Source organism: Krasilnikovia sp. MM14-A1004, assembly GCF_047159485.1.
Lineage (GTDB): Bacteria > Actinomycetota > Actinomycetes > Mycobacteriales > Micromonosporaceae > Actinoplanes.
In genome coordinates, this window is the sequence record NZ_AP038773.1 from 6670650 (window position 1) to 6695050 (window position 24401).

The following is a 24401-nucleotide window of genomic DNA, read 5'->3' on the forward strand; positions in this document are numbered from 1 at the left end:
AGTCGAGCGGCACAGTCCGTCAGGTCGCACAGGCACCGGCGACCCTTTGATCAGGATGAATGATGCAGCATCCAGCGAAGCGAAGGCGGTTCGGAATCTTTCCGAATACCGCGAAGACCACCGGGATAATTGATGTATCAAACAAATTTACAATGAACCGAGAATGCTTTCAATAGCAGGGGGATTCTCATTTGTGGGTCCGCCCGATGGGTATATCGGCTGACCACACGGAGTCACATCTGGGCCGAACGGCCGATACAGATATCAACCGAACAGGCGACTTCAGCGAGGCTCCAGCAGTTCTCCAGCGCGCCTCCAGCGCGGGCGTCCAGTGTGGCATCCGTCACTCGCAATCCCTTGCGGCGCAACGTGTTCGCCAACGTCAGGGCACTTGCGCGTCATCGCTGGGACCTGTGGCGCGCCCGCCGAAGCCGCCCAATCCGGACTCATGGGCCAAGACCACGCCTGACCCTCATTTCCTACCTCCATATACGCCGTATGTGAACGCACTGGGAACCGGTACCCGGCGGTAGCCCAAAAGAAAGGTCGCACTACGTCGAGTAGGCGATATCTCAACCACTTGCTTCAATCCATAATGGGGACCGGTCTACAGAGGAGCGCCGCACAACGGGGGGAGCACGAGGTGACTGAACCCATCACCACAAGATCACAATGGAGTGAGGAGGACTTCCGCAGCTTCTGCGGAGACGTGTTCGCCTCGCTCGGCCGTACGGACCAGCGCAACGCCGCCGAGACCTACCTGTACGGCCTGCTCAACTGCTCGGGCCGCAAGTCCATCCGCCGTCTCGTGGAGACCTCACCCGGCCGCAGCGAGCAGTCCCTGCAACAGTTCATCAACCAGAGCCCGTGGGACCCGGAGCCGATCCGGCGACGCCTCTTCGAGCGCCTGGTTCAGCATCTGAAGCCCACGGCGTACGTGATCGAGGAGGTGCACTTCCCGAAGCACGGCCGCTACTCGGCCGCCGTGGAGCGGCAGTACGTGCACACCCTCGGGCGGGTGTCCAACTGCCAGCTGGCCATCACGGTCACCCTCACGGACGAGGACCTGACCGTGCCGATCAACTGGCGGCTGATGGTCCCCGAGGCGTGGGGACGCGACGTGGAACGCCGGACCAGGGCCCGGATGCCGGATCACGAGCTGCCCCGGCCGTACTGGCAGTACCAGGTCGAGGTGCTCGACGACATGGCGCTCGAGTGGGGCCTGCCGTCGGCGCCGGTCGTCGTCGACACGGCGAACCGCACCAACATCGAGCCCTTCCTGGCCGGTCTCGAACAACGCCGCCAGCCCTACCTGGTGCACGTCAGCCCCACCCAGCGGGTCTGGTACGAGACCGCCGGCAACCGCACCGCCCGGCCGCAGACGGCCGGCCTCGGCGACACGCAGACACTGCCGTGGCACCTGACCGTCAGCGACCTGATCGCGCGTACCTGGAACCTTCCCCGCGAGACCGTCGAGTGGCGACACGAGGGCGCCACTGGACTCCGCTCGCAGTTCCTGCAGCTGCCCGTCCGGGCGACGCTGTCGGACGGGGTCGCCGGGCGCGCGCACGGCCCGGCTCCGCAGCGCACGCTGCTGTGCGAGTGGCCGCTCGGCAAGGCGCGCCCGCGCGGCTTCTGGCTCACCAACATGGTGGATCGCCCGCTGTCCGAACTGGTCGCGCTCGCCAAGATCCGGCTGCAGGCCGGCCCGCGGCTGGAGGCGTTCGCCGACCGGTACGGCCTGCGCGACTACGAGGGCCGTACGTTTGCCGGCTGGCACCACCACGTCGCCCTGTGCAGCGCGGCCTACACCTACGACGTGATCTCGGAGCGGACGGGCACGAGGTGCCCCGGCGACGGGAACCGGCTGGAGTACGCCGCCTCCTGAGCCGCTGCAGGCACTGGGCCGCTGCAGGGCGCTGAGCCGCTGCAGGAGGAACAGGGCCGCTGCAGGAACAGGGCCGCTGCAGGGCACTGGCGGCCGCTCAGCGCCGGGCGCATTCGCGGAGGGCGCCCGGGCGTTGGCGGCTGAGCAGCAGCCCCGCGGTTTCGCCGCCGCACCGACGGGCGCGGCGACGGCCGTTCCGGCAATGCCGACGGCGCCGGACCACCCGGGTCCGGCGCCGTCGGCGTGGGATCGATCGTCAGGCGCGGTCGACGAAGTCGACGCGCTCACCAACCGGACCGTACGTGAACCCGCCCATCGAGGCGATGAAGTCGGCTGGGAAGCCCAGTTCGATCGCGCTCGCCTCGTCCAGCCGGCGGATCGCCTCCTCCGGCAACTCCAGGTCGGCCGCGCCGAGGTTGTCGGCCAGCTGCTCCAGGCGGCGGGCGCCGAGGACCACGTGCAGGTTCGGCCGTCCGGCCATCGCCCAGGCCAGCGCGACCTGCGACGAGCTGGCGCCCAGCTCGTCGGCGACGGCGTCGACCGTACGGGCGACCGCCAGCTCCCGCTCGCTGATGTCGTCGGCCCGGACCCGAGTGGGCTGCGTGGTCGGGGTGGACCGGGTGAACTTGCCGGACAGTACGCCCCGGGCCAGCGGCGACCAGGCGGCCACGGACAGCCCCATCGCCTCGGCCATCGGCAGCAGTTCCCGCTCCGCGTCCCGCTGCACCAGGCTGTACGGAAGCTGCACCCCGGCGAACGGGGTCCAGCCCCGCCAGTCGGCGAGCGTGTTGGCGCGGGAGATCACCCAGGCCGGGGTGTCCGAGATGCCCACGTAGAGGATCTTGCCGGCGCGGACGGCGTCGTCCAGCGCGCGCATCGTCTCCTCGATCGGCGTGGCCGGGTCCCAGATGTGCACCCAGAGCAGGTCGATCCGGTCGGTGGCCATCCGGGTGAGGCTCTGCTCGATCGCCCGGGTCAGGTTCTTGCGGTGGTTGCCCGACGCATTCGGGTCGGTGCCGTCGGCGGACAGCGTGTACTTCGTCGCCAGAACGATCCGGTCGCGGTCCTGCTTGATCAGCTCACCGACGATGCGCTCGCTCTCGCCCTCTGTGTACTTGTCCGCGGTGTCGATGACATTGCCGCCCGCCTCGACGAATGCCGTGTACAGCTTGCGGCATTCGTCGAGGGGCGCGCCCCAGCCCCAGTCCGTACCGAAGGTCATCGTGCCGAGAAACATCTCGGACACCCGCAGTCCGGTACGGCCCAGTGTGCGGTATCTCAACGTGGGTTCCCCCCCGCTCGTCGGATCTGTACCGCGCAGGCTAGCTCGGTGATGTGACATCCGTCTTATGCACTCGGTCCGGAGTGGACGTGTGCGGCCAGCAGGTCGGCCGGGTCGGCGTCGCGGTACCCCTGACTGACCTCGACAATCACGCCGTCGGGGTCGGTGAGCCAGACGCTGTGCCAGCCCGCGATGAAACTGTCGAATTTCAGCGGTCCCAGTGAGACCGGGATGGCGTCACCCACCCGCTCCAGGAAGGCGTCGAGATCGTCGGTCTGGAACGCCAGGTGCCGGGCGATCCCGTGGTACACCGGCCCGTCCGCGCTCACCGCGAACGGGGTGGCGTCCGTGGTGGCGAACAGCTCCAGATAGACGTCACCCTGACGGAGGAAGATGATCTCCGCACCGCCGTCCAGCGCGACCACCCGTGCCCGTTCGAACCCGAACCAGCGCCGGTAGAACTCCTCTGTCACCTTCTGGTCCGCGCAGTTGAGCGCGACGTGCGACCAGCGCAGCGCGGGAGCGGCGGCGGTCACGAGCGGCGCCGTTCGATCAGCCGGTCGATGATCTGCCGGGCGAACAGGTGCGCGTGCATGCCGGTGCGCCCGGTCACCAGGTCGTCGCCGTCCTCTACCACGTCGGAGTCGACGTACTCGGCGCCCATGTTGCGGACGTCGCCGACCAGGTTGTTGTGGCAGACGACCTTGCGGCCGCGGATCGTCTCCGGGATCGGCGCCAGCAGCCAGAAGCCGTGGCAGATGATCCCCTTGAGGATGCCCGGCTCGTCGAACGCCCGGCGCACCAGGTCGACCGCCGGGGCCAGCTTGCTCACATCCTCCGTGTAGCGCAGCCGGTCCGACACCATGCCCGAGGGCACGATGATCGCGTCGTACGAGCGCAGCGTCTCGTCGTCGATCCCCTCGACACTCTCGTGGGCGGTGAACGGCGCCCGCCACTCGTGCCCGCTGAAGGTGATCTGGTCCTGGCCCCAGAGCCGGGTCAGGAAGTGCACCTCCGCGCCCTCCTCGGCGAAGCGGCGCTGGTAGTAGTGGATCTCCGGCTCGAAGAAGTCGCTCTCCACGAGGACTGCGACCTTCGCGCCGGACAGCGGCCCCTGGCGCAGCACGACGTCAGCCATGACGGCTCTCCTTGATCAGATCGGCGGCCCGCTCGGCGATGGCGGCGATGGCCGCGTGGCAGTTGCCGGACGGCACGGCCGGCATCACGCTGGCGTCCACCACGCGGACGCCGTCGACCCCGCGTACCTTCAGCTGCGGGTCCACGACCGCGAGGTCGTCGATGCCGATCCGGCACGACCCGGCCTGGTGGTGGTAGCAGTCCGCGCGGTTGCGCACGAACTCCTCGATCTCCTTGTCGGTCCGCACGTCCGGGCCGGGCAGCAGCTCGCCCTTGAGCAGGCCCTTGAACGCGGGAGCGGCGAAGATGTCGCGGGACATCTTGACGGCCTGCACCATGCGCTCCAGGTCGGAGCGGTCGCCGAGGTAGTTCGGGTCGATCAGCGGCTTGGCGAACGGGTCGGCCGAGGCAAGCCGCACGCTGCCGCGCGAGTTCGGACGCACCACGCCGGGCAGGATCGACACGGCGTTCGGGTGGTTCTGCCCGACGATGATGTCGAACGGCACGTGCACGAACGCCAGCTGCAGGTCAGGCGCGGGCAGTCCCGGCTGCGAGCGGGTGAACAGCGCCGACTCGGAGAGGTTCTGCCGTCCCGGCTGTACCGGGTCGACGGTCTCCGCGATCAGGCCGGTCAGCACGTGGTTGTGGAAGTTCTCCCCCACGCCCGGCAGGTCCGCGACGACGTCGATGCCGTGCTGGCCCAGCAGGCTCGCGGCGCCGACACCGGAGAGCTGCAGCAGCTTCGGCGACTCGATCGCGCCGAGGCAGACCAGCACCTCGCGGGCCGCGCGTACCTCACGGTCGCCCGGCTCGGCCAGCTCGACGCCGGGCAGCGTACGGCCGTCGCCCGAGGCGGCGGCCGGCTCCTGCTGGCGGTAGGCCACGCCGGTGCACCGGCCACCTTCGAAGAGCAGCTTCGCTGCCGTCGCGTCGGTGCGCAGCGTCAGGTTCGGGCGGGACAGCGCCGGCTCCAGGAAGTCCTGGAGGGCTCCGTGGCGCTTGCCGTCCTTGACGTCGATGTGGTGCCAGCCCGTACCGATCATCTCGGGGCCGTTGAAGTCGTCGACCTCGGGGTGTCCGAGGTCCTTGCAGGCGTCGATGAACACCCGCGACAGCGGGTTCGCGTCCGGGCCGCCGGCGTTGGTGACCACCTGCCGCTGCTCCAGCTTGCGGAAATACGGCTCCAGATCCGCGTACGACCAGCCGGCCGCGCCCTGGTAGGCCCAGTTGTCGAAGTCCGAGGAGTGCCCGCGGATGTGCATCATGATGTAGAGGTTGCTGCTGCCGCCGGGCAGCTTGCCGCGCGGCTCATAGACCTGCCGCCCGCCCAGGCCCGGCTGCGGGACGGTGGTGTAGCCCCAGTCCACACTGCTGCCGAGCAGGGTGTACCACAGCGGCGCGTTGTCGACGTTGGCCGGCACGAAGCTGCCACCGGCCTCCAGCACCAGGACGCTGATGTCCGGGTCCTCGCTCAGCCGGTTCGCCAGCACCGATCCCGCGGTGCCGCCGCCGACGATGACGTAGTCGTACGTTTCCGTGGTCACTTGTCCCCCTCGGGGGAGAGTGCGGCGCGGAAGGGCACCGTGTCGTGGAAGTTGGCCATGTATGTGATGCGCCCGTCGGTCACCCGGAAGTAGTTCGCCACGTTCGCCTCGATGCGGCCGCCTGAACTCGTGACGGCGGAGATGTGCGAGACCACGGCGGCCTCATCCCCGTCGACGACGATGTGTTGCGGTCGGTTCGCGAAGCTGGCGTACATGTCCGGGAAGCCCTTCATCATGCTGCGAAGGGTTTCCCGGCCTTCGATGTGACCGGCGAGCTGCTCGTCCATGACCTGCTCGGCGGCGAACAGGTCGCACCACGCGTCCCACTCGCCGGCGTTGGCCAGCCGGTAGTAACTGTCCACAACTTCCCTGGTGTCCATCGGTGCCCTTCCGCGTCTATGAAGCCGGTCGGTCAGGCGGCGACGCGCGCGGCGTCGGCGGCCAGCTGCGACCAGAACTGGTTGAATTGCGTGGTGCCGTCGCCGTAGATCGCGCCGCGACCCTCGACGACCTTGTTGTCGCGCCAGCGCAGGACGTGCACGACGTCGATCTCCAGCCGGTCGTACGGCGAGGTGCTGCCGTCCGCCGCGTTGGTACGGGTACCGACGTTGTGCGAGATGTCGGCCGACCAGCCGTCGGCCAGCAGGATCGCCGAGCGGGTCATCACGAAGCTGCCGCCGGAGAGCTTGCCGACCTGCGACATGAAGTCGAAGAAGCCGTCCAGCCCCTCCCACCAGCCGGCGAGCTGGTGGTTGCCCGGCACGAGCCAGCGCATGTCCTCGGCCCAGTACTGCTCGATCTGCTTGCGGTCGCCGGTGGCGAGGGCCTCGTAGGCGGCCTCTACCAGCTCAGTCGTGGGTGACATCAGGCCCCCACGAGCAGACGGTCGGCGACGCTCTTCAGCTGGAAGCGCGACCACATGTAGCGGTCCACCCCGTGCTGGTCGGCGGTGTGCACCTGGACCGCCCGGATCTTGCCGTTCTCGATCTCGTATGTGGTGCAGGTGGGGAAGAGGTACTCGACGCCCTCGGAGATGCCGTGGCCGTGGTGCTTCTCCACCACGGTGCCGTTGTCGAGCTCACCGAAGTGGACGTCGTCGACGTTGATACCGGCCTGGAACAGGTCGCCGAAGAACGCGATGACCTCGTCGGCGCCCTTCATCGTGCCGGACAGCGGGTGGTGGCCGGGCATGGCCCAGGTGATCTCCGGGTGGAACACCTCGGTCTTGATGGTGTCCATGTCGCCCTTGCCGAACAGGTCGTACATCCGCAATACGAGATCGGTGTTAGACATAGTGTTCCCTTTCCTTACTGGGGATACCGCCGCGGGCGCGGCGGGGTCACAGCGACGCCGAGCCCGGCATGGGCTTGAGTGCGTCGACGATGTAGGTCTTGATCTGGGGGGTGCCCTCGGGGCCGGGCACGACCTCCCACGTCTGGTACGCGTCGAACCCGAGCCACAGGCTCTTGGCGGCCGGGGGGTTCCAGACCTTTGCCTGCCAGTTCACGACGACCTTGACCGACGCCCGGTCCGCGACCAGCTCGGAGAACTCGACAGAGGTCACGGTGTGCACCTCGTCGAAGAACCGGTTGGTCACCGCCTTGTACCAGTCGGTGAAGCCGGCATGGCCGCGCGAGGTGCCCTCCGGGAACCGCATCTCCAGGCCGTCGTCGACCAGGTAGGTGAGCGCCTCGGCCAGCTCGACGTGCTGGTCCAGGGCCCGGTACCAGTCGGCCACCATGGTCCGGATCGCCGCTTCGGTGAATGCCATGGGAGTGTCTCCTCAGTCGCGTACGGTGTCGTCGGTGAGCAGGTCGATCAGGAACGGCCGGTTCGTGGTGAGCAGGCGGTCCACCGCCTCGGCCACCTGGTCGGGCTTGTCGACCCGCATCCCCTCGGCGCCGAACGAGTGCGCCAGCCCGACGAAGTCGACCTCGGGGTGGGACAGGTCGAACGACGTCGGGTACGGGTGGGCCGAGATGTGCCGCTCGTTCCAGTACTGCGCGATGTTCTTGTTGAGCAGCTCGTACCGGTGGTTGTTGCAGACCACGAACGCCGCGGGCACGTTGTGCCGGACCGCCGTCCACAGCGCCTGGTAGGTGTAGAGGCTGCCGCCGTCGCCCGAGAAGCTGACCACCGTCTTGTCCGGGTGCGCGATCTTCATGCCGACCGCGCCCGGGATGCCGACGCCCAGCGAGCCACCCCGGGTCAGGAAGTAGTGCCCCGGCAGGCTCGGCTGCAGGTGCTTGACAACGTAGTCGGACGCGGTCAGCGCCTCGTCGAAGACCATCAGGTCCTTCGGGGCCCGCCGGGCCAGCTCGGCCAGGAACGCGTCGATCAGCGTGTCCTCGCTCGGCTGGGCCGCGGCCTTCTCGGCCCGCCGGGCCTCGATCCGCGCCGCGGCCGCCGCGTTCTGATTCGGGGTACGCAGCCGGTCCAGCGTGGTCGCGATCGCGTCCAGGGTCGGCTTCGGGTCGGCGACCAGGCCCAGCGTGACCGGGTGGTTCTTGGCGATCTCGTACGCGTCGAGGTCGACGTGCACGATCGCGGCGTCGCGGCGGAACGGCGTCTCCAGGTCGGGGAAGACCTCGGGGAACACGTACGTCCCGACGATCAGCACCGCGTCGGCGTCGGCCACCGCGGCGCGGCTGACCGGGCCGAACATGTGCCCGATCGCGCCCCGGGTCAGCGGGTGCGCGGCGGGCAGGTGGGCCTCGGACGAGTCCACGAACCACACGTCAGCGCCCAGCTTTTCTGCCACCCGGGCCAGCTCCGGCTCCGCACCGGCGACCGAGACGCCGTCGCCGACCAGGATGACCGGCCGCTGCGCCGGAGCCAGCAGCGCCGCGGCGCGGGCCACCAGGTCGGGGGCGGGCAGCGTCCGGGTGTCCGGGATGACCGTGGGCAGGACCGGCTCGTCGTTGAGCGCGTCCAGCACGTCCATCGGCAGGGCCACGAAGACCGGGCCGCGCGGCGGCGTCATCGCGATCTTGATGGCCCGGCGCAGCACCCGCAGCAGCGAGCGGTGGTCGACCACCCGGGTCGCCCACTTGGTTACCGGCTTGGCCATGGCGACCAGGTCGGCGGCCATCTGCGCGTCCATCGAGTCGTACGCGATGCCCGACTCACCGGCCACCACGACCAGCGGCGCGTGACCCCGCTTGGACTGGTACATCATGCCGATGCCGTTGCCCAGCCCCACGCCGCTGTGCAGCTGCAGCACGGCGGGGCCGCCGGTGGCGCGGGCATAACCGTCGGCGATGCCCGCCGCGACCGTCTCCTGCAGGGTCAGGATGTAGTGGAAGTCGGGGAATTGTTCCAAGGCGTCGAGGAACCCCTGCTCGACCGTCCCCGGATTTCCGAACATGTGCGTGATGCCGTCAGCGAGGAACTGCTCGATCATCGCTTCTTTACCGGGCCTGGCCACAATGCACCCCTTTCTTACCAGCCGTAGCGGCGGAGTCCGTCTTCCAGTACGGCGACCATCTTTTCGCCGGTACGGAAAGAGTCGGGCGTGGAACGTCCGGTGACGAACGGGTAGTCCACGACGACCGAGATCTCGTGGCCGAAATTGCCGTGGTATTCACCGTCCGGGCCGGTCGCGTCGCGCAGGATGTACTCCAGCGGGTACGGCGGCGGGCCCATGTTGAAGTCGGTGTTGAGGAAGCCCGTGCCGTCCTTGTAGTCGTATTCCTTGCAGTGGCCGGTGACGTGCTTGCCGGCGATGATGCTCTCCCGGTGCTCCCAGTCGCGGGCGAAGGCGAGGCAGGCGACGCCGTAGCACTCCGCGCCGATCACCTTGCCGCTGCGCAGGAACGCGAGGATCAGGTCGTGCACCCGGCCGTTGTTGGCCAGGTCGACGATCGGGCCGCTGCCACCGACGATGAGGATCGCGTCGTACTCGGCGATCTGCGCGTCGAGCTGGTCACCCACCTGCCGGTTGTACGCTTCCAGCTTGCGCAGGTAGTCGTCCTCGCTGGTGTACGGCCGGGTGGGGTACCAGTCGGCGAGGCTGATCGGGTTGTCCAGCCGGGTCGACTCCTCGATCTCGCGGACGAGCTTGGCCACCTCGGCGGAGACCACGCTGCGACCCAGCGGCGGGTCGATGAAGTCCGGGTCGAGGCTCGGCGGCAGGGCATGCGCCCGGCGCCCGTTCGGGGTCGCGAAGACGACGTCGTAGCCCCGCTCGTCGAATTTGCTCAGCGGGCCGATGAGTTCTTCTCCCCAATACCCGTATTCACTGAGTACGATGAGGACTTTCTTGGTCACGGCGACTCCTTGGTCCGACAAGGATCAGTGACGGCGTACTCGGCAGAGTCACCGTCCAGCGCTTTGGATAGCGAAATCCTGCGGCGCGGCCAGGGGAGGAGTCAACGCGAACAATGGGCGGCCACCGTACGCCGCCGGATTCGAGTCCAATCTTCGTCAAGTCACCGGCGATGCTTGCCGGATCGGCCCGTACCGTCCGCGCTGCGGTGTGCGAGATGCGCCCACCCGGCACACTTCGTCAAGTCGGCACCGATATTCCGTCGGGTATGCGCCACGGAAGGGCTGATTTCGGGGCCTCCACGGCGGCCGTCCTGATGCGACAATGGGCGACATGGCCGATCCTGAAACCAATCTCACCGAGCCACGTCGGCCGGTTTCGACCTTCGAACTTTTCTTCGACCTCGTCTTCGTCTTCTCGCTGACCCGGGTCACCGACCTGATCCTCGGCGAGCCCAATGCCGGCGGAGTGCTGCGCGGCATGCTCGTCCTGGCCCTGCTGTGGTGGGCCTGGGGGGCGTACGCGTGGCTGACCAACGCGGTCGACACGGACAGCGCCGCCGCCCGCGGGGTGGTCCTGGCCGCGATGGGCGCCATGATGGTGGTCGCGGTCGCCGTGCCCCTGTCGTCGGGCAAGAACGCCCTGCCGTTCGCCCTCGCGTACTTCGTCGTGCGGGTGCTGCACCTGGTGTTGTTCGCGGTCGCCGGGGGCGCCAACCGCGCCGCCATCCTGCGCCTCGCGCCGGGCAACCTGGCCGCGTCGATCCTGCTCATCATCGGCGTGTGGGTGCCGACCCAGATCCAGGTCGTCCTCTGGTGCCTGGCCGTGGTGATCGACTACGGCACCCCGATCATCACCGGGGTCGGCGGCTTCACCGTCCACGCCGGACACTTCTTCGAGCGGCACAGCCTGTTCATGATCATCGCACTGGGTGAGTCGGTCGTCTCCGTCGGCGCCGCGGTGCTGCGCGGCGACAGAGTGCAGATCACGCCGCTTCTGGCCACGACCATCCTGCTCGGGGTGGCCGCGATCGGCGGACTCTGGTGGGCCTACTTCGACTGGGAAGCGGCGCTCAGCGAACGCCAGCTGGCCCGCGCCATCGGCGCCGAGCGCGCCCACCTGGCCCGCGACATGTTCAGCTACCTGCACCTGCCGCTGGTCGCGGGCGTGGTGTTCATCGCCGTCGGCCTGGAGGCCGTGGTGAGCCATCCCCACGAGCATCTCCACGGCGTCTTCGCGTTCGGCCTCGGCGGCGGTGCCGCGCTGTTCATGTTCGGCCTGAGCGCGATCAGCGGGCGGCGCGGCCACCGCCCCCGGCTCGATCACCTGGTGGCCGGGCTGCTCTGCCTGTGCCTGATCCCACTGTCCCTGTTCGTGCAGAGCCTGGTCACGCTGGTGTTGCTGGTCGTGATCCTGCTCGTGATCGCCTACATCGACCGCCACCACGGCCGCACCGGCTACCAACCACGCGTGCGCTCCGCCGCACAACAGGCCGTCTCAGCCGACGCCTGAACGCCATACGTCCCGGATCGCAGCGACCCCGACCCGCCGCGATCCGGGACGTGCGGTGCTCCGGACGGGCACCGCACCGCCTCGGGAGCCTGAGTGACACAGACCGGAAAGCGGCCGGTCAGCCCGCCTTGACCTGCACGTTCGTGGTGATGAACTGGGCCGTGCCCGGCTTGACGGCCACCGGGTCCGGGACCGGACCGGTCGGCGTCGGCTGCTGCGCGGGCGTCTGCACGTTGAACCGCACAGTGAACGTCGCACCCTTGACCAGGATCTTCTTGCCGTTCTCCGTCTGCATGGTCTTGTTGGTCGGCAGCAGCGTGATTTCCAGCGTCCCCGTGCCGGGGGTGATGAACGGCGGCGCCGTATAGGTCAGCGGGCCCTTGATCGCGACGGGCAGCTCGTCGCCCTCCAGACAGACCGGGTTGGTGCCGACCATGACGTTCTTGCTGGTCCCGATGAGCGGGATCGGCGCCGCGAGCTGCGGCACGATCGTGGGCGGCGGGATCGTCACCTGGATCTGGTCGCCCGTGGCGATGATGAAATCGGCCGGCATCTCCGCCCCCTTCAGTTGGCGGTTCGACGGTACCGGGTCGGCACCCGCCGGGATATGCGCCTGTCAGAAGTACTCGCCGCGCTCGGCCATGTCACGCAGCAGGTCCGGCGGGCGGAATCGCTCGCCGTACGTGTCGGCGAGGTGGTCAGCCCGCTCGACGAACGCGGCCGGTCCGCACGCGTTGATGAACTGCAGCGTGCCGCCCGTCCACGGGGCGAAGCCGATACCCATGATCGACCCGAGGTTGGCGTCGGCGACCGAGGTGAGCACCCCCTCCTCGAAGATCCGGGCGGTCTCCACGGCCTGGATGTAGAGCAGCCGGTCCCGGACGTCGCCCTCGGGAACACCCGGGTCGCCGGTGACCCACCGCTCGGCCAGGCCCGGCCACAACCGCTTGCGCCCGCCGGGCGGGTAGTCGTAGAAGCCCGCGCCCGCTGCTTTCCCGGTCCGCCCGTACTCCGAGATCATCGTCTCCAGCACGGCGTACGCGGGGTGCTCAGGAGCCAGCCCGGAGCCCGGCTGCGCCGCGAGGTCGGCGAGCGTCTGCTCACGAATCCGCATCGCCAGCGAGAGGGTTACCTCGTCGCAGACCGCCAGCGGGCCGACCGCCATGCCGGCCCTGCGCGCCACGTTCTCCACGAGCGCAGGGTGCACCCCCTCGCCCAGCAGCGCGATGCCCTCCGTGAGGTAGGTGCCGAACGTACGGGACGTGTAGAAGCCACGGCTGTCGTTGACGACGATCGGGGTCTTACCGATCTGCCGTACGAAATCGAAGGCCCGGGCCAGTGTCTCCGCCGACGTCTTCTCCCCGCGGATGATCTCCACCAGCGGCATCCGGTGCACGGGCGAGAAGAAGTGCAGGCCGATGAAGCGGGCCGGATCCGGCACCGCCTCGGCGAGCCCGGTGATGGGCAGCGTGGACGTGTTGGACGCGATCACCGCGTCGGGCCGGGCGGCGGCCTCGGCAGCGGCCAGCACCGTGTTCTTGAGGCGGCGGTCCTCGAAGACCGCCTCGATGATCAGATCGCAGCCGGTCAGGTCGGCGTCCGAGGCGGTCGGGGTGATCCGGTCCAGGATCTGCCCGCGCCGCTCGGGAGTCATCCGGCCGGCGGCCACCCGCTCGTCCAGCAGCGCGGCGACCTTCGCCCTACCCGCCTCGGCGGCCTCTGGGCTGACGTCCTTGAGCACGACCTCGACGCCGGCGGTCGCGCTGGCGTACCCGATGCCCGCGCCCATCATCCCGGCGCCGAGCACGCCGACGCGGGCGACGGTCTGGCGCGCGATCCCGGCCGGGCGGGAACCGCCCGCCTCCAGCGCGTTGCGCTGGAACCAGAACGTCGTGATCATGTTCTTGGCTACCTGGCCGGTGACCAGCTCGACCAGGTAGCGGCTCTCCACGGCGAGGGCGCTGTCGAAGTCCACCATCGCGCCCTCGACCGCGGCGGCGAGGATCTTCTCCGGCGCCGGGTAGCAGCCGTGCGTCTTCTTGCGCAGCATCGCCGGTGCCGCGGCCAGCAGCGGGTAGCTGGCGGGGTCGAGCGGCCGCAGGTCCGGCACCCGGTGGCCCGGTACGTCCCACGGCTGGACGGCGGCCGGATTGGCCAGCACCCACGCCCGCGCCTTGGCCAGCAGGTCGGCCGGGTCGGCGGCGAGTTCGTGGATCCAGCCGACCGCGAGAGCCTCCGCGGGGCGCAGCCGCTTACCCTCACTGAGCAGCGGCAACGCCGCCTGTACGCCGAGCAGCCGCACGCTGCGGGTGGTCCCACCGGCGCCGGGCAGCAGGCCCAGGGTGGCCTCGGGCAGCCCGAGCCGGATGGATTTGTCGTCGAGGCAGATCCGGTGGTGGCAGGCGAGGGCGATCTCGAACCCGCCGCCCAGCGCGCTGCCGTTGATGGCCGCGACGACCGGACGGCCCAGCCGCTCCAGGCGCCGCAGCTGGTCCTTGACCGTCGCCAGCTCGGCGGCGAAAGCACCGGCGTTGTCGGCCGTGACCGCGATCAGCTCGGTCAGGTCCGCACCGGCGAAGAAGGTCTTCTTCGCGGAGGTGATCACGACGCCGGTGACGGACTCGCGTTCGGCCTCCAGCCGGGTCACCGCGGCGGCCATCGCGGCCCGGTAGTCGGCGTTCATCACGTTCGCGGAACCGGGCAGGTCGAGGGTGAGGGTGACGACGCCGTCGGCGTCGCGGTCGAAGCGGATGCTCATCAGTCGTACTCCTCAGATCCGCTCGATGATGGTCGCGACGCCCATGCCGCCGCCGACGCAGAGGGTGGCCAGGCCGCGGCGCAGGTCCCGGCGTTCCAGCTCGTCGAGGAGGGTGCCGAGGAGCATGCAGCCGGTGGCCCCGAGCGGATGGCCCAGGGCGATGGCGCCGCCGTTGACGTTGACCTTCTCGTCGGGCAGATCCAGGTCGTGCTGGAACCTCAGCACCACGGCGGCGAACGCCTCATTGATCTCGTACAGGTCGATGTCGGCGGGGGTGAGCCCGGCCCGGTCGAGCGCCTTGCGGGCGGCGGGCACCGGTCCGGTGAGCATGATGGTCGGTTCGGTGCCGACGGCCGCCGTCGCGACGATCCGGGCCCGCGGGGTCAGACCGAGCGCCCGGCCCGCGCGTTCGTTGCCGATCAGCATCGCCGAGGCGCCGTCGACGATCTGCGACGAGTTGCCCGCGGTGTGCACGTGGTCGATCCGCTCGACCTCGGGATAGCGGTCGATCGCGATCGCGTCGTACCCGAAGCTGCCGGGCGTGGCGAAGCTGGGCTTCAGCCCGGCGAGGGTCTCCACGGTGGTGCCGGGCCGGATCGTCTCGTCCTCGGCCAGCAGCAGGAACCCGTTCTGGTCGAGGACCGGCACGATCGAGCGGGTGAAACGGCCCTTCTCGCGCGCCTCGGTCGCGCGGGCGTGCGAGCGCGCCGCGACAGCATCCACATCGGTACGGCTGAAGCCCGCCAACGTGGCGATCAGGTCGGCACTGACCCCCTGCGGCACGAAATGGGTGGCGAAGCTGGTCGCCGGGTCGGTGATCCACGCTCCGCCGTCCGATCCCATCGGCACCCGGGACATGGACTCCACGCCCCCGGCGACCACCAGGTCCTCGAAGCCGGAGGCCACCTTCGCGGCCGCCACGTTCACCGCCTCCAGGCCCGAGGCGCAGAACCGGTTGAGCTGCACGCCCGCCGGCCGGATGTCCCAGTCGGCGACCAGCACCGCCGTACGCGCGATGTCCGCGCCCTGCTCGCCGACCGGGGAGACGACCCCCAGGACCACGTCGTCCACCGCGGAGGTGTCGAGGTCGTTGCGTTCGGCGAGGGCGCGCAGCATCCCGGCGGCGAGCGTCACCGGCTTGACGCTGTGCAGCGCGCCCCGCTTGCCCTTGCCGCGGGGAGTGCGCACCGCGTCGAAGATCAGTGCGTCGGTCATGCCAGCACGCTATGGCCCGGAATGCGCCCGCTCCCATGACCGGGGCGCTCACCCTGATTGACCCGACGTGCGTGCGTGACCTCCCCCGGAGCGCTCCGCGCCCGTCTCGACCCCCGTTGGGCCGTCGTCAGCCCGGCTGGTAGGAGCGGGGCGTCGACCCCGTCCAGCGCTTGAACGCCCGGTGGAACGCGCTCGGCTCGGAGAAGCCGAGCTGCGCCGACAGCTGCTCGATGGAGATCCGCCCGCCCACGAGCCCGGCCACCGCCACGTCCCGGCGCAACTGGTCGCGTACCTGCTGGAAGGAGGTGCCCTCGGCGGCGAGCTGGCGGCGCAGCGTCGGCGGGCTGACCGACAGGGATGCGGCCACCTCGTCCAGGCTCGGGAGCCGGTCCGGCAGGGCCCGGCTCAGCAGGCGGCGCACCCGGGCGGCCGCCGTACTGCCGTAGTCGATGCGGGCCAGCACGTCGGCCGGGGCGCGCCGCAGGAAGGACCGCAACCCGGCCTCGTCCTGCAGCACCGGCTGATCCAGCAGGGCGGCGTCGAAGACCGCGGCGGTGCGTTCGGCCCCGAAGACGGCGGGGGCGCCGAACAGCAGGTCGTACTCCAGGACGTGCGGTGGCGCGGGGTACGCGAACTCGACCCGGCGCAGGTTGATCCGGCGCCGGATCAGCCACCCCGCGAACCGGTGCCAGACCACGAGGGCCGCCTCGGGGACGAAGTGGTCGGGGTCGTCGAATCCGCTGTCCAGGATCATCGACGCGTCGTCGCCGGACTCGGTCAGGAACATCCGCGGGCCGTACGGGAACAGCCGGTAGAAGTCCGCGCTGCGGCGCAACGCCGAGCGCAGGTCCGGGCAGTGCACGACCGCGTGACACATCATCGCGAACGTGCCGACCTTGTTCGGTTGCGGGGCGAGCCCCAGCAGCTCGTCGTCGAGCAGGTCCCAGAGCAGCTTCGTGAGCCGGGCGAACTGCTCCGTCGAGACCCGGGCGCGCTCCACCTCCAGCAGCTCGGGCGGGATACCGGCCTGTTCCAGCAGCGCGGTGGTGTCCGCGCCCCGGCTCCCGGCGCCGCGCAGTGCCACACGTACGTAGTGGATGGCCACCGAGCGGGTCAGCATGCCCCGTACCGGCCCGGAGTCAGGATCTGTGAGCGGTGGGGTCATGACTTCGGATCGTACGGCCGCCCTAGCGTCGGCCTCATGATTCGCGGTGACTTCTACGACGCCGACCACGAGGCCTACCGAGCGGCGTGGCGGGGTTTCGTCGAGCGCGAGGTGCGGCCCCGGCAGCCGGAGTGGGACGAGGCGGGGATCATCGACAGGGAGATCTGGCGGCTGGCGGGCAAGCAGAACCTGCTGTGCCCGTGGGCCGACCCGGAGGCCGGCGGGCTGGGCCTGGCCGACCTGCGCTACGAGCAGATCGCGATCGAGGAGTTGGCCCGGGCGGGCGAATCCGGCTTCGCGGTGCCGCTGCACTCCGGCATCGTGGCCCCGTACCTGGCGGAGTTCGGCTCGGCGGAGCAGAAGCAGCGCCTGCTCACCGGGGCGGTCTCCGGTGAGCGGGTCCTGGCGCTGGCGATCACCGAGCCCGGCACCGGCTCCGATGTGGCCGGTGTCCGTACCCGGGCGGTGGCCGACGGCGACGAGTGGGTGCTCAGCGGGGCGAAGACGTTCATCTCCAACGGGATCACCGCGGACACGGTGGTGGTGGCCGCGCGGACCGGCGAGGGTCACCAGCTCGGGCTGTTCCTCGTGCACACCGGCATGCCCGGGTTCAGCCGGGGCCGCAAGCTCGACAAGCTGGGTCTGCGTACGCAGGACACCGCCGAGCTGTTCTTCGACGACGTCCGGCTGACGGGCGCGGACGTGCTGGGCGACCCGGCCGACGGTTTCACCATGCTGATGCACCAGTTCGCGTTGGAACGGCTGATCGTGGCGGTGTGCGCGGTGGCGGGCGCAGAGGCCGCACTGGCCGAGACCGTGCGGTACACGCGGGAGCGGACCGCGTTCGGCCGGACGCTGACCCGCTTCCAGGACACCCGGTTCCGGCTGGCCGCGATGCGCGCCGAGATCTCGGGGGTGCAGGCGTTCGTGGATCGGTGCGTCCTGGCGTTCAACGACGGGCGGCTCACCGCGGACGAGGCGGCCCAGGCCAAGCTCGTGGCCACCGAGACGCAGGGCCGGGTGGTGGACGACTGCCTGCAGATGTTCGGCGGGTACGGCTACATGTGGGAGTACCCGATCTGCCGCATGTACGCCGACGCCCGCATCCAGCGGATCTACGGCGGCACCTCGGAGATCATGAAGGAGATCATCAGCCGGTCGATGGACCTCTGAGGGCGGTTTGTGGCCTTCTGACGGCTCATAACCCCATCGGGCGACCCGGCAAATCCACCGGAACCACCACGGCACCGGCAGCGTCGAACCTCCGTCAGTCACACTACGGAGGGGGATGGTCATGGTGCGTACCCGGTCAAAGCTTGTCGCTGTGGTGCCTTTGTGCGCTCTCGTCGTCGGCGGGTGCGCCGCCGGCACGGAGCAGCCCGCGGCGGCACCCGTACCCGGAGTCACCTCAACCGGGGCCGCACCGCCGGAAGCCGCCCGGAAGGAGCAAGCAGCCGTGGTTCCCGACCCGAACGACACCGCGCCGCGCTGCGGACAGCCGGTGCACGCACCGGCGGCCGGGCCGCTGACCCTGACCGGCCGGTTCCCCACGACGGTCGCGGCGGGCGCCCCGACCGTGGCCGGCACCGTCGAGGTCACCAGCCACGCGGCCGTCACCGGCGTCAGCGCGCCCAACGCCGACGTCTTCCTGGTCGCGAACGGTCGCATCGCCACGGAACCGATGCCGCAGGACGCCCTCGGTGTCCGCTGGGACCTCGCCGCCGGGCAGAGCAAGACGGTGCCCGCCCAGGGTGTGCTGACCTCGTGCGAGCCGGGCGGCGACCGCTTGCCCCCCGGCACATACCAGATGTACGCCCGGGTCGCGGTCATCCCGGCGGACGGGACCCCGATCACCGCGCAGGGCGGGCCCTGGCCACTGGAACTGAGCTGACACGAACGGGCCGGGAACCCGAAGGTTCCCGGCCCGTCCGCAATCGGTGTTCGGATCAGCTGGTCACGACGCTGATGCCCATCCGAGACGAGACGGTCGTGTACGGCTCCACGTACCCCGTGGTGCTGCTGGACGCGATGAAGTGTCCACGGATCCAGGCGTTGCCCGAGGTGTCCTTCGCGTAGAAGGGGCTACCTGAGTCGCCGCCCTGACCGATGAGGCCACCGGTGTAGACGATGACCGGCGACTTGCAGCCGGTCTGGGTGCAGACCTGGCCGCTGATGCTGGTGGCCGTGTGACCGCAGGTCTCACCGGTGGTCCGGCCGCTCTGGCAGTACGCGTTGTACCCGACGTACGCCGTACCGGCCGCCACCACGCGGGTGCTGGTGGAACTGGTGACGCCGCCCGTGAAGATGCGTCCCGCGTAGGACGAGCCGCCGATCAGCTCCGCGTCGTAGTTCTCACCGGTGACGGTGGGCAGGTGACGGTTCGAGACGGTGCCGTAGACCCGGGCACCCGACTCGGTCAGCACGGTGGCCCCGTTGGCGAAGCAGTGCCCGGCGGTGATCATGGAAACCACGCCCGCACCGTTGCGCACCGCGTAGCCGGAGGAACACAGGAACCCTCCGTTGTAGATGCCACCGCCGCCGTAGAACGCCGGCACATCGTCACGCCGGCTGAACGAGTCCCGGATCGCCGAACGGTTGATCTTGATCTGGCCGGCGGCCTCCCGCGCGGCGAGCGTCGCCCCCGACACGTTGGTCAGCGAGGCCAACACCGCGTCCGGGGCGTTGGTATCAACGACGATCCGGCCGGTGGTGGAGTCGATGTAACTGCCGAATGTGTACTTGCCCTTGTTGGCGGCGGCGTAGCGGGCGATTCGGCCCTGGATGGCGGCCAGGTCGGCCGTGGTGGCGGCCGACGCTGCCACCTTCGCCTTCGCCGCACGGTCCGGCGACAGGGCCGCGTCCACCCGTGCTCCGGGCTTGACCGCGCCCTTGCCTCCGTCTGCCTGCGCCGGTCCAGCGTTCAGCGTCAGCAGGGCCGCGGTCGCCGCGACGACCGCTCCGACGAGCATCCTCTTCGTACTAGGCATCTGGATCCCTTCCCCACGCACACCCACGGCCCGTTGCCGTGGCACCCCTTTGAAGAGACCGCGGCTCGCGGATTCGTACCGGTCCAGGACGAGACTTTTGATAACCCGCTGTAAGAGAGCCGACAGAAGCAGATTCGGCATTCCGCCCCCTACCAGCGGGTATGGCGATCCAGCCCTGCGCCCCCGCGATCACTGCAATCACTTTCCGTTATATTCGCTCGGGTTGAGCGCGATGGATCGCGCTCAGCTCCGCCACAAAATGAATCACCGTACGTAACGACAGAGTCGCCCGTCGGGTCCGGCCGGCGGGGCCAGAAATGCAGAAACAACGCGCATGCATTGTTTGGGTACGGTTCCGGGATGACCTTCCTGCCGCGCCTGCCGCAGCTGCTCGACGAGGCCGCCGTCCGCCACGGCGTACCCGGCGCCGCCATCGCCGTCGGCCTCGGCGGCGAGCTGGCCGAGGCGGCGACCGGCGTCGTCAACCGTGGCACGGGCGTGGAGGCCACCACCGACAGCGTGTTCCAAATCGGCTCGGTCACCAAGCTGTGGACGGCCGCGCTCGTCATGCAACTCGTCGACGAGGGCCTGGTCGACCTCGACGCCCCGGTGCGCCGTTACCTGCCGGAGTTCGGCGTGATCGACGCCGCGGCCAGTGAAACGGTGACCGTTCGCCACCTGCTGTCACACACCGGCGGGTTCGACGGGGACCTGTTCGAGGACACCGGGCGGGGCGACGACGCACTCGACCGGCTCGTGGCCTTCATCCGCACCAACGCCACCCAGGTGCACCGGCCCGGCGCGCTGTTCTCCTACTGCAACGCCGGATACTGCGTCCTCGGCGCACTGGTGGCCGCACTGCGCGGCGGCACCTGGGAATCCGTGGTGCGTGAACGCCTGATCGGTCCGCTCGGCGTGACCCACATGGCGCTGTTCGCCGAGGAGGCGGTGCTGTTCCGGGCGGCCGTGGGTCACCTGAGCGAGCCAGGCGGCCCGCAGCGCGTCGTCGCCCACTGGCAGATGCCACGCTCCAACGCACCGGCCGGCGCCACGCCCTGCGCCGCCCCGCGCGAGCTGGTACGCCTCGGCCGGATGTTCCTCGCCGACGGCGTCGCCGAGGACGGCACCCGCGTACTGTCGGCCGGTGCGTTCGCCGCGATGCGTGAACCGCAGATCGCGCCACCCCTGATCGGCGAGCGGGCTCCGGTCGGCTGGGGGCTCGGTTTCATGTTGTTCAACTGGGACGGCGTGCCGGTCGTCGGTCACGACGGCAGCACACCCGGGCAGACCACCTGCATGCGCATCGTGCCCGACTGGAACCTGGTGGTGGCGGTGACCCTCAACGGCGGCGCGGTCGGAGCCTTCCTCGACGACGTACTGACCCCGGTGTTCGCCGACACGGCCGGCATCCGGGTGCCACAGCGCCCGCGCCCACCCGCCGAGCCCGTGCCATTCGTGCCGGACGGCTACCCCGGCAGCTTCTCGGGACCGCTCGTGACCTATGCGGTCGCTGCCGCCGACGGCGGGCTCGACATCACCACGATCCCGAAGGGTTTCGCGGCGGAGGAGGGCGAGAAGCCGACGACCGTACGCTACGTCCCGTTGGGCGCGCACCGGTTCGTGGCCGCCGAGCCGGTCGACGGCATCCACCCGGTACTGGCATTCATCGACAATGGCCGGTACCTCTACAACACCCGCGCGGTGCCCCGGGTTTCCGGATAGGCGTGTCGGCGACCACAACGCGAACAGAGATTCGAAAATACTGTTGCCGCCGACGCGCGGCTTGCCTACTCTTCTCTTCACCAGCAAGAACAACTTCCGAACCGCAAGGAGCCTTCGATGTCGTGGCACCCCTCGATTTATCTGCAGCGCGCGGCGCTGCGGGGCGAGGTCGCCATGCCGCTCGACGGGCGACCCGCCGTTCTGAATGAAAGCCAGCGGTCCGATCTGGGACCAGGGCGCTATCAACGCTGAGCCACAGCGTTCGCTTGCCGCCCTCCCAGCCGGGACCGGGCGGTTTTTCTTTTCTCGCCTTTCCTTATGGGCGTAGCTCAATTCGGTAGAGCAGCGGTCTCCAACACCGTGTGTTGCGGGTTCGATTCCTGCCGCCCGTGCTTCACCCCGGCCTGTCCGGTGGTAATGAATCTTGAGAATTCCACAGTGGATGGCATTTTACGACGATGCCCCCGGCCGATCGTGACGGCGAGTCCGTCACGCGGCCGGGGGTGAGCCGGAGCGAGGGAGCTGGGAAACCCGCCTGCTTTGGGAGCAGGAACTGCCGGGTTCGACTCCCGGGCTCCGGACTTCTCGGGCCGTTGGAGTAGCGGTCATCTCGCCTGACTCTCGATCAGGAGATCACGGGTTCGAATCCCGTACGGCCCACTCGCGCTTCCGGCGCGCTCGCGGTACTCGCCCAACAGGTAGGGCACCTGCCTTCCAAGCAGGCGTGGACGGGGTTCGAGTCCCCGGTACCGCTCAATCCACTGGGTTGATCGTCGGCCCACGGGATGGGAGCTGATGTAACGGCAGCATGGTTGCCTCTGAAGCAGCTCGTTCAGGTTCGAATCCTGGGCTCCCAGCTCCGCCCGCAGCGATGCGGGAGCGGCACGTCGCCGCACACGCCCGGCTGGGCAAAATGGCAAAGCCGCCGCACTCAGAATGCGGAGATTCTCGGGGTTCGACTCCCCGGCCGGGTACTCACGGGCTCGTAGCTCATTTGGTAGAGCGCCGCTCTCGCACAGCGGAGGCCGCCGGTTCGACTCCGGCCGGGTCCACGCCGTCGACGACCGCCCGTACGCGGATCGTCGTCATGTCCCGTTAGCTCAGTGGTCAGAGCATCCGCCTGTCGAGCGGAGGGCCGCCGGTTCGACTCCGGTACGGGGCGCCGAGGGAGGATGGCCGAGTGGCCCAAGGCACCGGCTTGCTGAGCCGGAGGCGAGTAATCGTCCGCGGGTTCGAATCCCGCTCCTTCCGCTCTTCCCGCCGCGGCCTGCGTGGTAGAGGCGCCTCGCTGATATCGAGGAGACAGCAGGTTCGACTCCTGCCGGCGGGACTCACGCCCTGGTGGCGCAGTGGATAGCGCACCTGATTACGAATCAGGGGGTCGCAGGTTCGAATCCTGCTCGGGGCACGTTTCGGGATGTGGCGCCGCCTTGGCGGTTCGACTCCGCCCTCCTCCGCGGGGATGCACCACCCCTCTTTCCGGCGTCGCCCAATGGCAGGGCAGCGCGCTGTTAACGCGTACAGGTGAAGGTTCGAGTCCTTCCGCCGGAGCGATGCCGCAACGCCGGCGATGTCCGGCGGTTCCGTCCCGCCCGTGTAGCTCAGCGGGAGAGCGCCGCTCCTACAAAGCGGATGTCCCGGGTTCGAGTCCTGGTACGGGTACTGGCCCTCGGGCCGAGAGTGTGGCTGTGGCTCAGTGGAAGAGCGCCGGGATGTGGCCCCGGAGGCGCCGGTTCGACTCCGGCCAGTCACCCCTGGCGGGCGCGCCGACGTGGGAGAGTCGGGGCCGGCTGTAACCCGGTCGCATGTGCTGAGGGGGTTCGAATCCCTCCGCCCGCACCAATTCGCCGTGCATGTATGCGGCGGACCTGCCCTCGTAGCTCAGCGGAGTAGAGCACCGGGTTCCGAACCCGGGGGCCGCTGGTTCGATTCCAGCCGGGGGGCACTCGTCATCCGGATGCCCCGACCGGCGTGGGCACGCCGGTCGGGGCGCCCGACATGTCATCCACTGTGGATCTCCGCAGACAGGCGTGGGAGCCTGCCGTCCCTCATGAGGACGGGTCGCCAGGTTCGAGCCCGGGGTCTGCGACCGCCGACACCGGGATTCGGGCGTCTTCCCGCCCGTCACCCAGCACCGCCGACACGATCGGCCGGAACAGTGCGAGCACCTCGGCCGCGAACCTCACCGGTGACAGTCGGAGCCGGCGCAACGCACCGGCGTGATCGACCGCGACCACCAGCGTGGCGCCGGTCATGAGCAGCCACCATCCGCCCGCCGCGAGGGCACGGACCAGCCGGGGCAGCCGGCCGAACCCCTGCCGCAGGCGCGCGACGTGGAACGGCACGTGTCGCTGTTCATCGGCGAGGATCCGCCCCGCCACCTCACTCAGCAGCGGGTCCGGCGCACCGTCGCGCAACGCGCGGTAGTACCGCAACGCGACGACCTCGGCCACCATCAACGTCATCAGCTCCAGCCGCAGACCGAACGCCCGCCGCACCACCACGAACACCGTGTCGGTCCAATGCCCGGTGAGCGTCGGCGCTCCGGCCCCGGCCAGCACCCGTTCCAGCAGCCGCGCGTGGCGCTGCTCCTCGGCCACGAACATCCGCACGGCGGCCAGGTAGTCGGCGTCGCCGGCCCGGGCGCTCTTGGCGATGAGGCTGACGCCGTCGCCGTCCTCGCCCGCCTGGAACCGCTGCAGGCTCGCGATCAAGGCGTCCGGCAGCGGCCCGCCCGTACCCCACGGCGGCTCGGGGGCACTGTCGCGTTCGGCCGCCGCGTCCTCGAACCGGCGTACCCAGTACGCAAAATCCATGGTCAACCTCCCGTCGGCAGCAAGCCTGCCCGGTGGCGCCGTGGCCGGGAACCGGCTTCACCGCACCTCCACGGGATCTCCGCAGCGCCCGCGTGGGTGGCTCACCCA

22 protein-coding genes and 16 tRNA genes are annotated in these 24401 nt (G+C 69.6%); 22 read left to right on the forward strand and 16 right to left on the reverse strand.

The window, feature by feature from the left end:
• Positions 1-643: 643 nt before the first annotated feature.
• Positions 644-1888, forward strand: coding sequence for an IS701 family transposase (locus tag ACMCNN_RS28995; protein WP_412743657.1), 1245 nt, complete (start codon positions 644-646; stop codon positions 1886-1888).
• A gap of 256 nt (positions 1889-2144) precedes the next feature.
• Here the strand turns inward: ACMCNN_RS28995 and ACMCNN_RS29000 are convergent, their stop codons facing one another.
• The 10 genes from ACMCNN_RS29000 to ACMCNN_RS29045 form a co-directional block, all read right to left on the reverse strand.
• On the reverse strand, positions 2145-3170 hold the full coding sequence (locus tag ACMCNN_RS29000; RefSeq protein WP_412743658.1) for an aldo/keto reductase: 1026 nt from the start codon (positions 3168-3170) through the stop codon (positions 2145-2147).
• A 65-nt stretch (positions 3171-3235) separates the two neighbouring features.
• On the reverse strand, positions 3236-3706 hold the full coding sequence (locus ACMCNN_RS29005; RefSeq protein ID WP_412743659.1) for a VOC family protein: 471 nt from the start codon (positions 3704-3706) through the stop codon (positions 3236-3238).
• Positions 3703-4308 carry a DJ-1/PfpI family protein gene (locus ACMCNN_RS29010; RefSeq protein ID WP_412743660.1) on the reverse strand — a complete coding sequence of 202 codons (606 nt, stop codon included), beginning with the start codon at positions 4306-4308 and terminating at the stop codon, positions 3703-3705. The genes ACMCNN_RS29005 and ACMCNN_RS29010 overlap by 4 nt, the downstream gene beginning before the upstream one ends.
• Entirely contained in the window at positions 4301-5851 is a 1551-nt protein-coding gene (locus ACMCNN_RS29015; protein ID WP_412743661.1) for a GMC family oxidoreductase, read from the reverse strand. Before ACMCNN_RS29015 ends, ACMCNN_RS29010 begins: the two co-directional genes overlap by 8 nt.
• A complete protein-coding gene (locus ACMCNN_RS29020) occupies positions 5848-6231 on the reverse strand; it encodes a nuclear transport factor 2 family protein (protein ID WP_412743662.1) in 384 nt (127 codons plus the stop codon). The genes ACMCNN_RS29015 and ACMCNN_RS29020 overlap by 4 nt, the downstream gene beginning before the upstream one ends.
• A 32-nt stretch (positions 6232-6263) precedes the next feature.
• Complete coding sequence (locus tag ACMCNN_RS29025; protein WP_412743663.1) at positions 6264-6716, reverse strand: nuclear transport factor 2 family protein; 453 nt, start codon at positions 6714-6716, stop codon at positions 6264-6266.
• The gene (locus tag ACMCNN_RS29030) at positions 6716-7144 is read right to left on the reverse strand and encodes a nuclear transport factor 2 family protein (RefSeq protein ID WP_412743664.1); all 429 of its coding nucleotides are present in this window, start codon (positions 7142-7144) and stop codon (positions 6716-6718) included. Before ACMCNN_RS29030 ends, ACMCNN_RS29025 begins: the two co-directional genes overlap by 1 nt.
• A 46-nt stretch (positions 7145-7190) precedes the next feature.
• Positions 7191-7622 (reverse strand): hypothetical protein, encoded by a 432-nt coding sequence (locus ACMCNN_RS29035; protein WP_412743665.1) that lies wholly within the window; start codon positions 7620-7622, stop codon positions 7191-7193.
• A gap of 12 nt (positions 7623-7634) precedes the next feature.
• Positions 7635-9254: a thiamine pyrophosphate-binding protein gene (locus tag ACMCNN_RS29040; RefSeq protein WP_412743666.1), complete on the reverse strand. Its 1620-nt coding sequence runs from the start codon at positions 9252-9254 to the stop codon at positions 7635-7637.
• A 38-nt stretch (positions 9255-9292) separates the two neighbouring features.
• A complete protein-coding gene (locus ACMCNN_RS29045) occupies positions 9293-10120 on the reverse strand; it encodes a type 1 glutamine amidotransferase domain-containing protein (protein WP_412743667.1) in 828 nt (275 codons plus the stop codon).
• Between the two features lie 331 nt (positions 10121-10451).
• Here ACMCNN_RS29045 and ACMCNN_RS29050 point away from each other — a divergent pair, with 331 nt between their 5' ends.
• The gene (locus ACMCNN_RS29050) at positions 10452-11630 is read left to right on the forward strand and encodes a low temperature requirement protein A (protein ID WP_412743668.1); all 1179 of its coding nucleotides are present in this window, start codon (positions 10452-10454) and stop codon (positions 11628-11630) included.
• 118 nt (positions 11631-11748) lie between these two features.
• On the opposite strand, the gene ACMCNN_RS29055 is transcribed toward ACMCNN_RS29050, so the two are convergent.
• The 4 genes from ACMCNN_RS29055 to ACMCNN_RS29070 all read right to left on the reverse strand — a co-directional run bounded on the left by ACMCNN_RS29055 (position 11749) and on the right by ACMCNN_RS29070 (position 16768).
• On the reverse strand, positions 11749-12183 hold the full coding sequence (locus tag ACMCNN_RS29055) for a hypothetical protein (protein WP_412743669.1): 435 nt from the start codon (positions 12181-12183) through the stop codon (positions 11749-11751).
• Positions 12184-12246: 63 nt separating this feature from the next.
• On the reverse strand, positions 12247-14388 hold the full coding sequence (locus tag ACMCNN_RS29060; RefSeq protein WP_412743670.1) for a 3-hydroxyacyl-CoA dehydrogenase NAD-binding domain-containing protein: 2142 nt from the start codon (positions 14386-14388) through the stop codon (positions 12247-12249).
• 12 nt (positions 14389-14400) lie between these two features.
• Complete coding sequence (locus ACMCNN_RS29065; RefSeq protein WP_412743671.1) at positions 14401-15603, reverse strand: acetyl-CoA C-acetyltransferase; 1203 nt, start codon at positions 15601-15603, stop codon at positions 14401-14403.
• A gap of 127 nt (positions 15604-15730) precedes the next feature.
• Positions 15731-16768, reverse strand: a complete 1038-nt coding sequence (locus tag ACMCNN_RS29070; RefSeq protein ID WP_412743672.1) for an AraC family transcriptional regulator — start codon at positions 16766-16768, stop codon at positions 15731-15733.
• Between the two features lie 36 nt (positions 16769-16804).
• Between ACMCNN_RS29070 and ACMCNN_RS29075 the strand changes: the two genes are divergently transcribed.
• Entirely contained in the window at positions 16805-17941 is a 1137-nt protein-coding gene (locus ACMCNN_RS29075) for an acyl-CoA dehydrogenase family protein (RefSeq protein WP_412743673.1), read from the forward strand.
• Between the two features lie 283 nt (positions 17942-18224).
• On the forward strand, positions 18225-18659 hold the full coding sequence (locus ACMCNN_RS29080; RefSeq protein WP_412743674.1) for a hypothetical protein: 435 nt from the start codon (positions 18225-18227) through the stop codon (positions 18657-18659).
• Positions 18660-18714: 55 nt separating this feature from the next.
• Here ACMCNN_RS29080 and ACMCNN_RS29085 read toward each other — a convergent pair whose 3' ends face one another.
• Positions 18715-19755, reverse strand: a complete 1041-nt coding sequence (locus ACMCNN_RS29085) for a hypothetical protein (RefSeq protein ID WP_412743675.1) — start codon at positions 19753-19755, stop codon at positions 18715-18717.
• 360 nt (positions 19756-20115) lie between these two features.
• Between ACMCNN_RS29085 and ACMCNN_RS29090 the strand changes: the two genes are divergently transcribed.
• The 18 genes from ACMCNN_RS29090 (at position 20116) to ACMCNN_RS29175 (ending at position 23422) form a co-directional block, all read left to right on the forward strand.
• Complete coding sequence (locus ACMCNN_RS29090) at positions 20116-21477, forward strand: serine hydrolase domain-containing protein (RefSeq protein ID WP_412743676.1); 1362 nt, start codon at positions 20116-20118, stop codon at positions 21475-21477.
• Positions 21478-21594: 117 nt separating this feature from the next.
• Positions 21595-21729, forward strand: a complete 135-nt coding sequence (locus ACMCNN_RS29095) for a hypothetical protein (protein ID WP_412743677.1) — start codon at positions 21595-21597, stop codon at positions 21727-21729.
• Positions 21730-21795: 66 nt separating this feature from the next.
• Positions 21796-21869 (forward strand) — tRNA-Trp (locus ACMCNN_RS29100).
• Positions 21870-21985: 116 nt separating this feature from the next.
• Positions 21986-22058: transfer RNA gene (locus tag ACMCNN_RS29105), tRNA-Pro, on the forward strand.
• A gap of 6 nt (positions 22059-22064) precedes the next feature.
• A tRNA-Glu gene (locus ACMCNN_RS29110) sits at positions 22065-22137 on the forward strand.
• 20 nt (positions 22138-22157) lie between these two features.
• Positions 22158-22231: transfer RNA gene (locus ACMCNN_RS29115), tRNA-Gly, on the forward strand.
• Between the two features lie 32 nt (positions 22232-22263).
• Positions 22264-22334 (forward strand) — tRNA-Gln (locus tag ACMCNN_RS29120).
• 41 nt (positions 22335-22375) lie between these two features.
• A tRNA-Leu gene (locus ACMCNN_RS29125) sits at positions 22376-22451 on the forward strand.
• Positions 22452-22456: 5 nt separating this feature from the next.
• Positions 22457-22529 (forward strand) — tRNA-Ala (locus ACMCNN_RS29130).
• A 37-nt stretch (positions 22530-22566) separates the two neighbouring features.
• Positions 22567-22639: transfer RNA gene (locus ACMCNN_RS29135), tRNA-Asp, on the forward strand.
• 4 nt (positions 22640-22643) lie between these two features.
• A tRNA-Ser gene (locus ACMCNN_RS29140) sits at positions 22644-22728 on the forward strand.
• A gap of 5 nt (positions 22729-22733) precedes the next feature.
• Positions 22734-22807 (forward strand) — tRNA-Ile (locus ACMCNN_RS29145).
• Positions 22808-22812: 5 nt separating this feature from the next.
• Positions 22813-22885 (forward strand) — tRNA-Arg (locus ACMCNN_RS29150).
• A gap of 70 nt (positions 22886-22955) precedes the next feature.
• Positions 22956-23028, forward strand: a tRNA-Asn gene (locus tag ACMCNN_RS29155).
• 39 nt (positions 23029-23067) lie between these two features.
• Positions 23068-23139 (forward strand) — tRNA-Val (locus tag ACMCNN_RS29160).
• 20 nt (positions 23140-23159) lie between these two features.
• Positions 23160-23230, forward strand: a tRNA-His gene (locus ACMCNN_RS29165).
• A 4-nt stretch (positions 23231-23234) separates the two neighbouring features.
• Positions 23235-23319, forward strand: a tRNA-Tyr gene (locus ACMCNN_RS29170).
• A 28-nt stretch (positions 23320-23347) separates the two neighbouring features.
• Positions 23348-23422 (forward strand) — tRNA-Arg (locus tag ACMCNN_RS29175).
• 103 nt (positions 23423-23525) lie between these two features.
• Here the strand turns inward: ACMCNN_RS29175 and ACMCNN_RS29180 are convergent.
• Complete coding sequence (locus ACMCNN_RS29180; protein ID WP_412743678.1) at positions 23526-24293, reverse strand: ferritin-like domain-containing protein; 768 nt, start codon at positions 24291-24293, stop codon at positions 23526-23528.
• Positions 24294-24401: the final 108 nt, after the last annotated feature.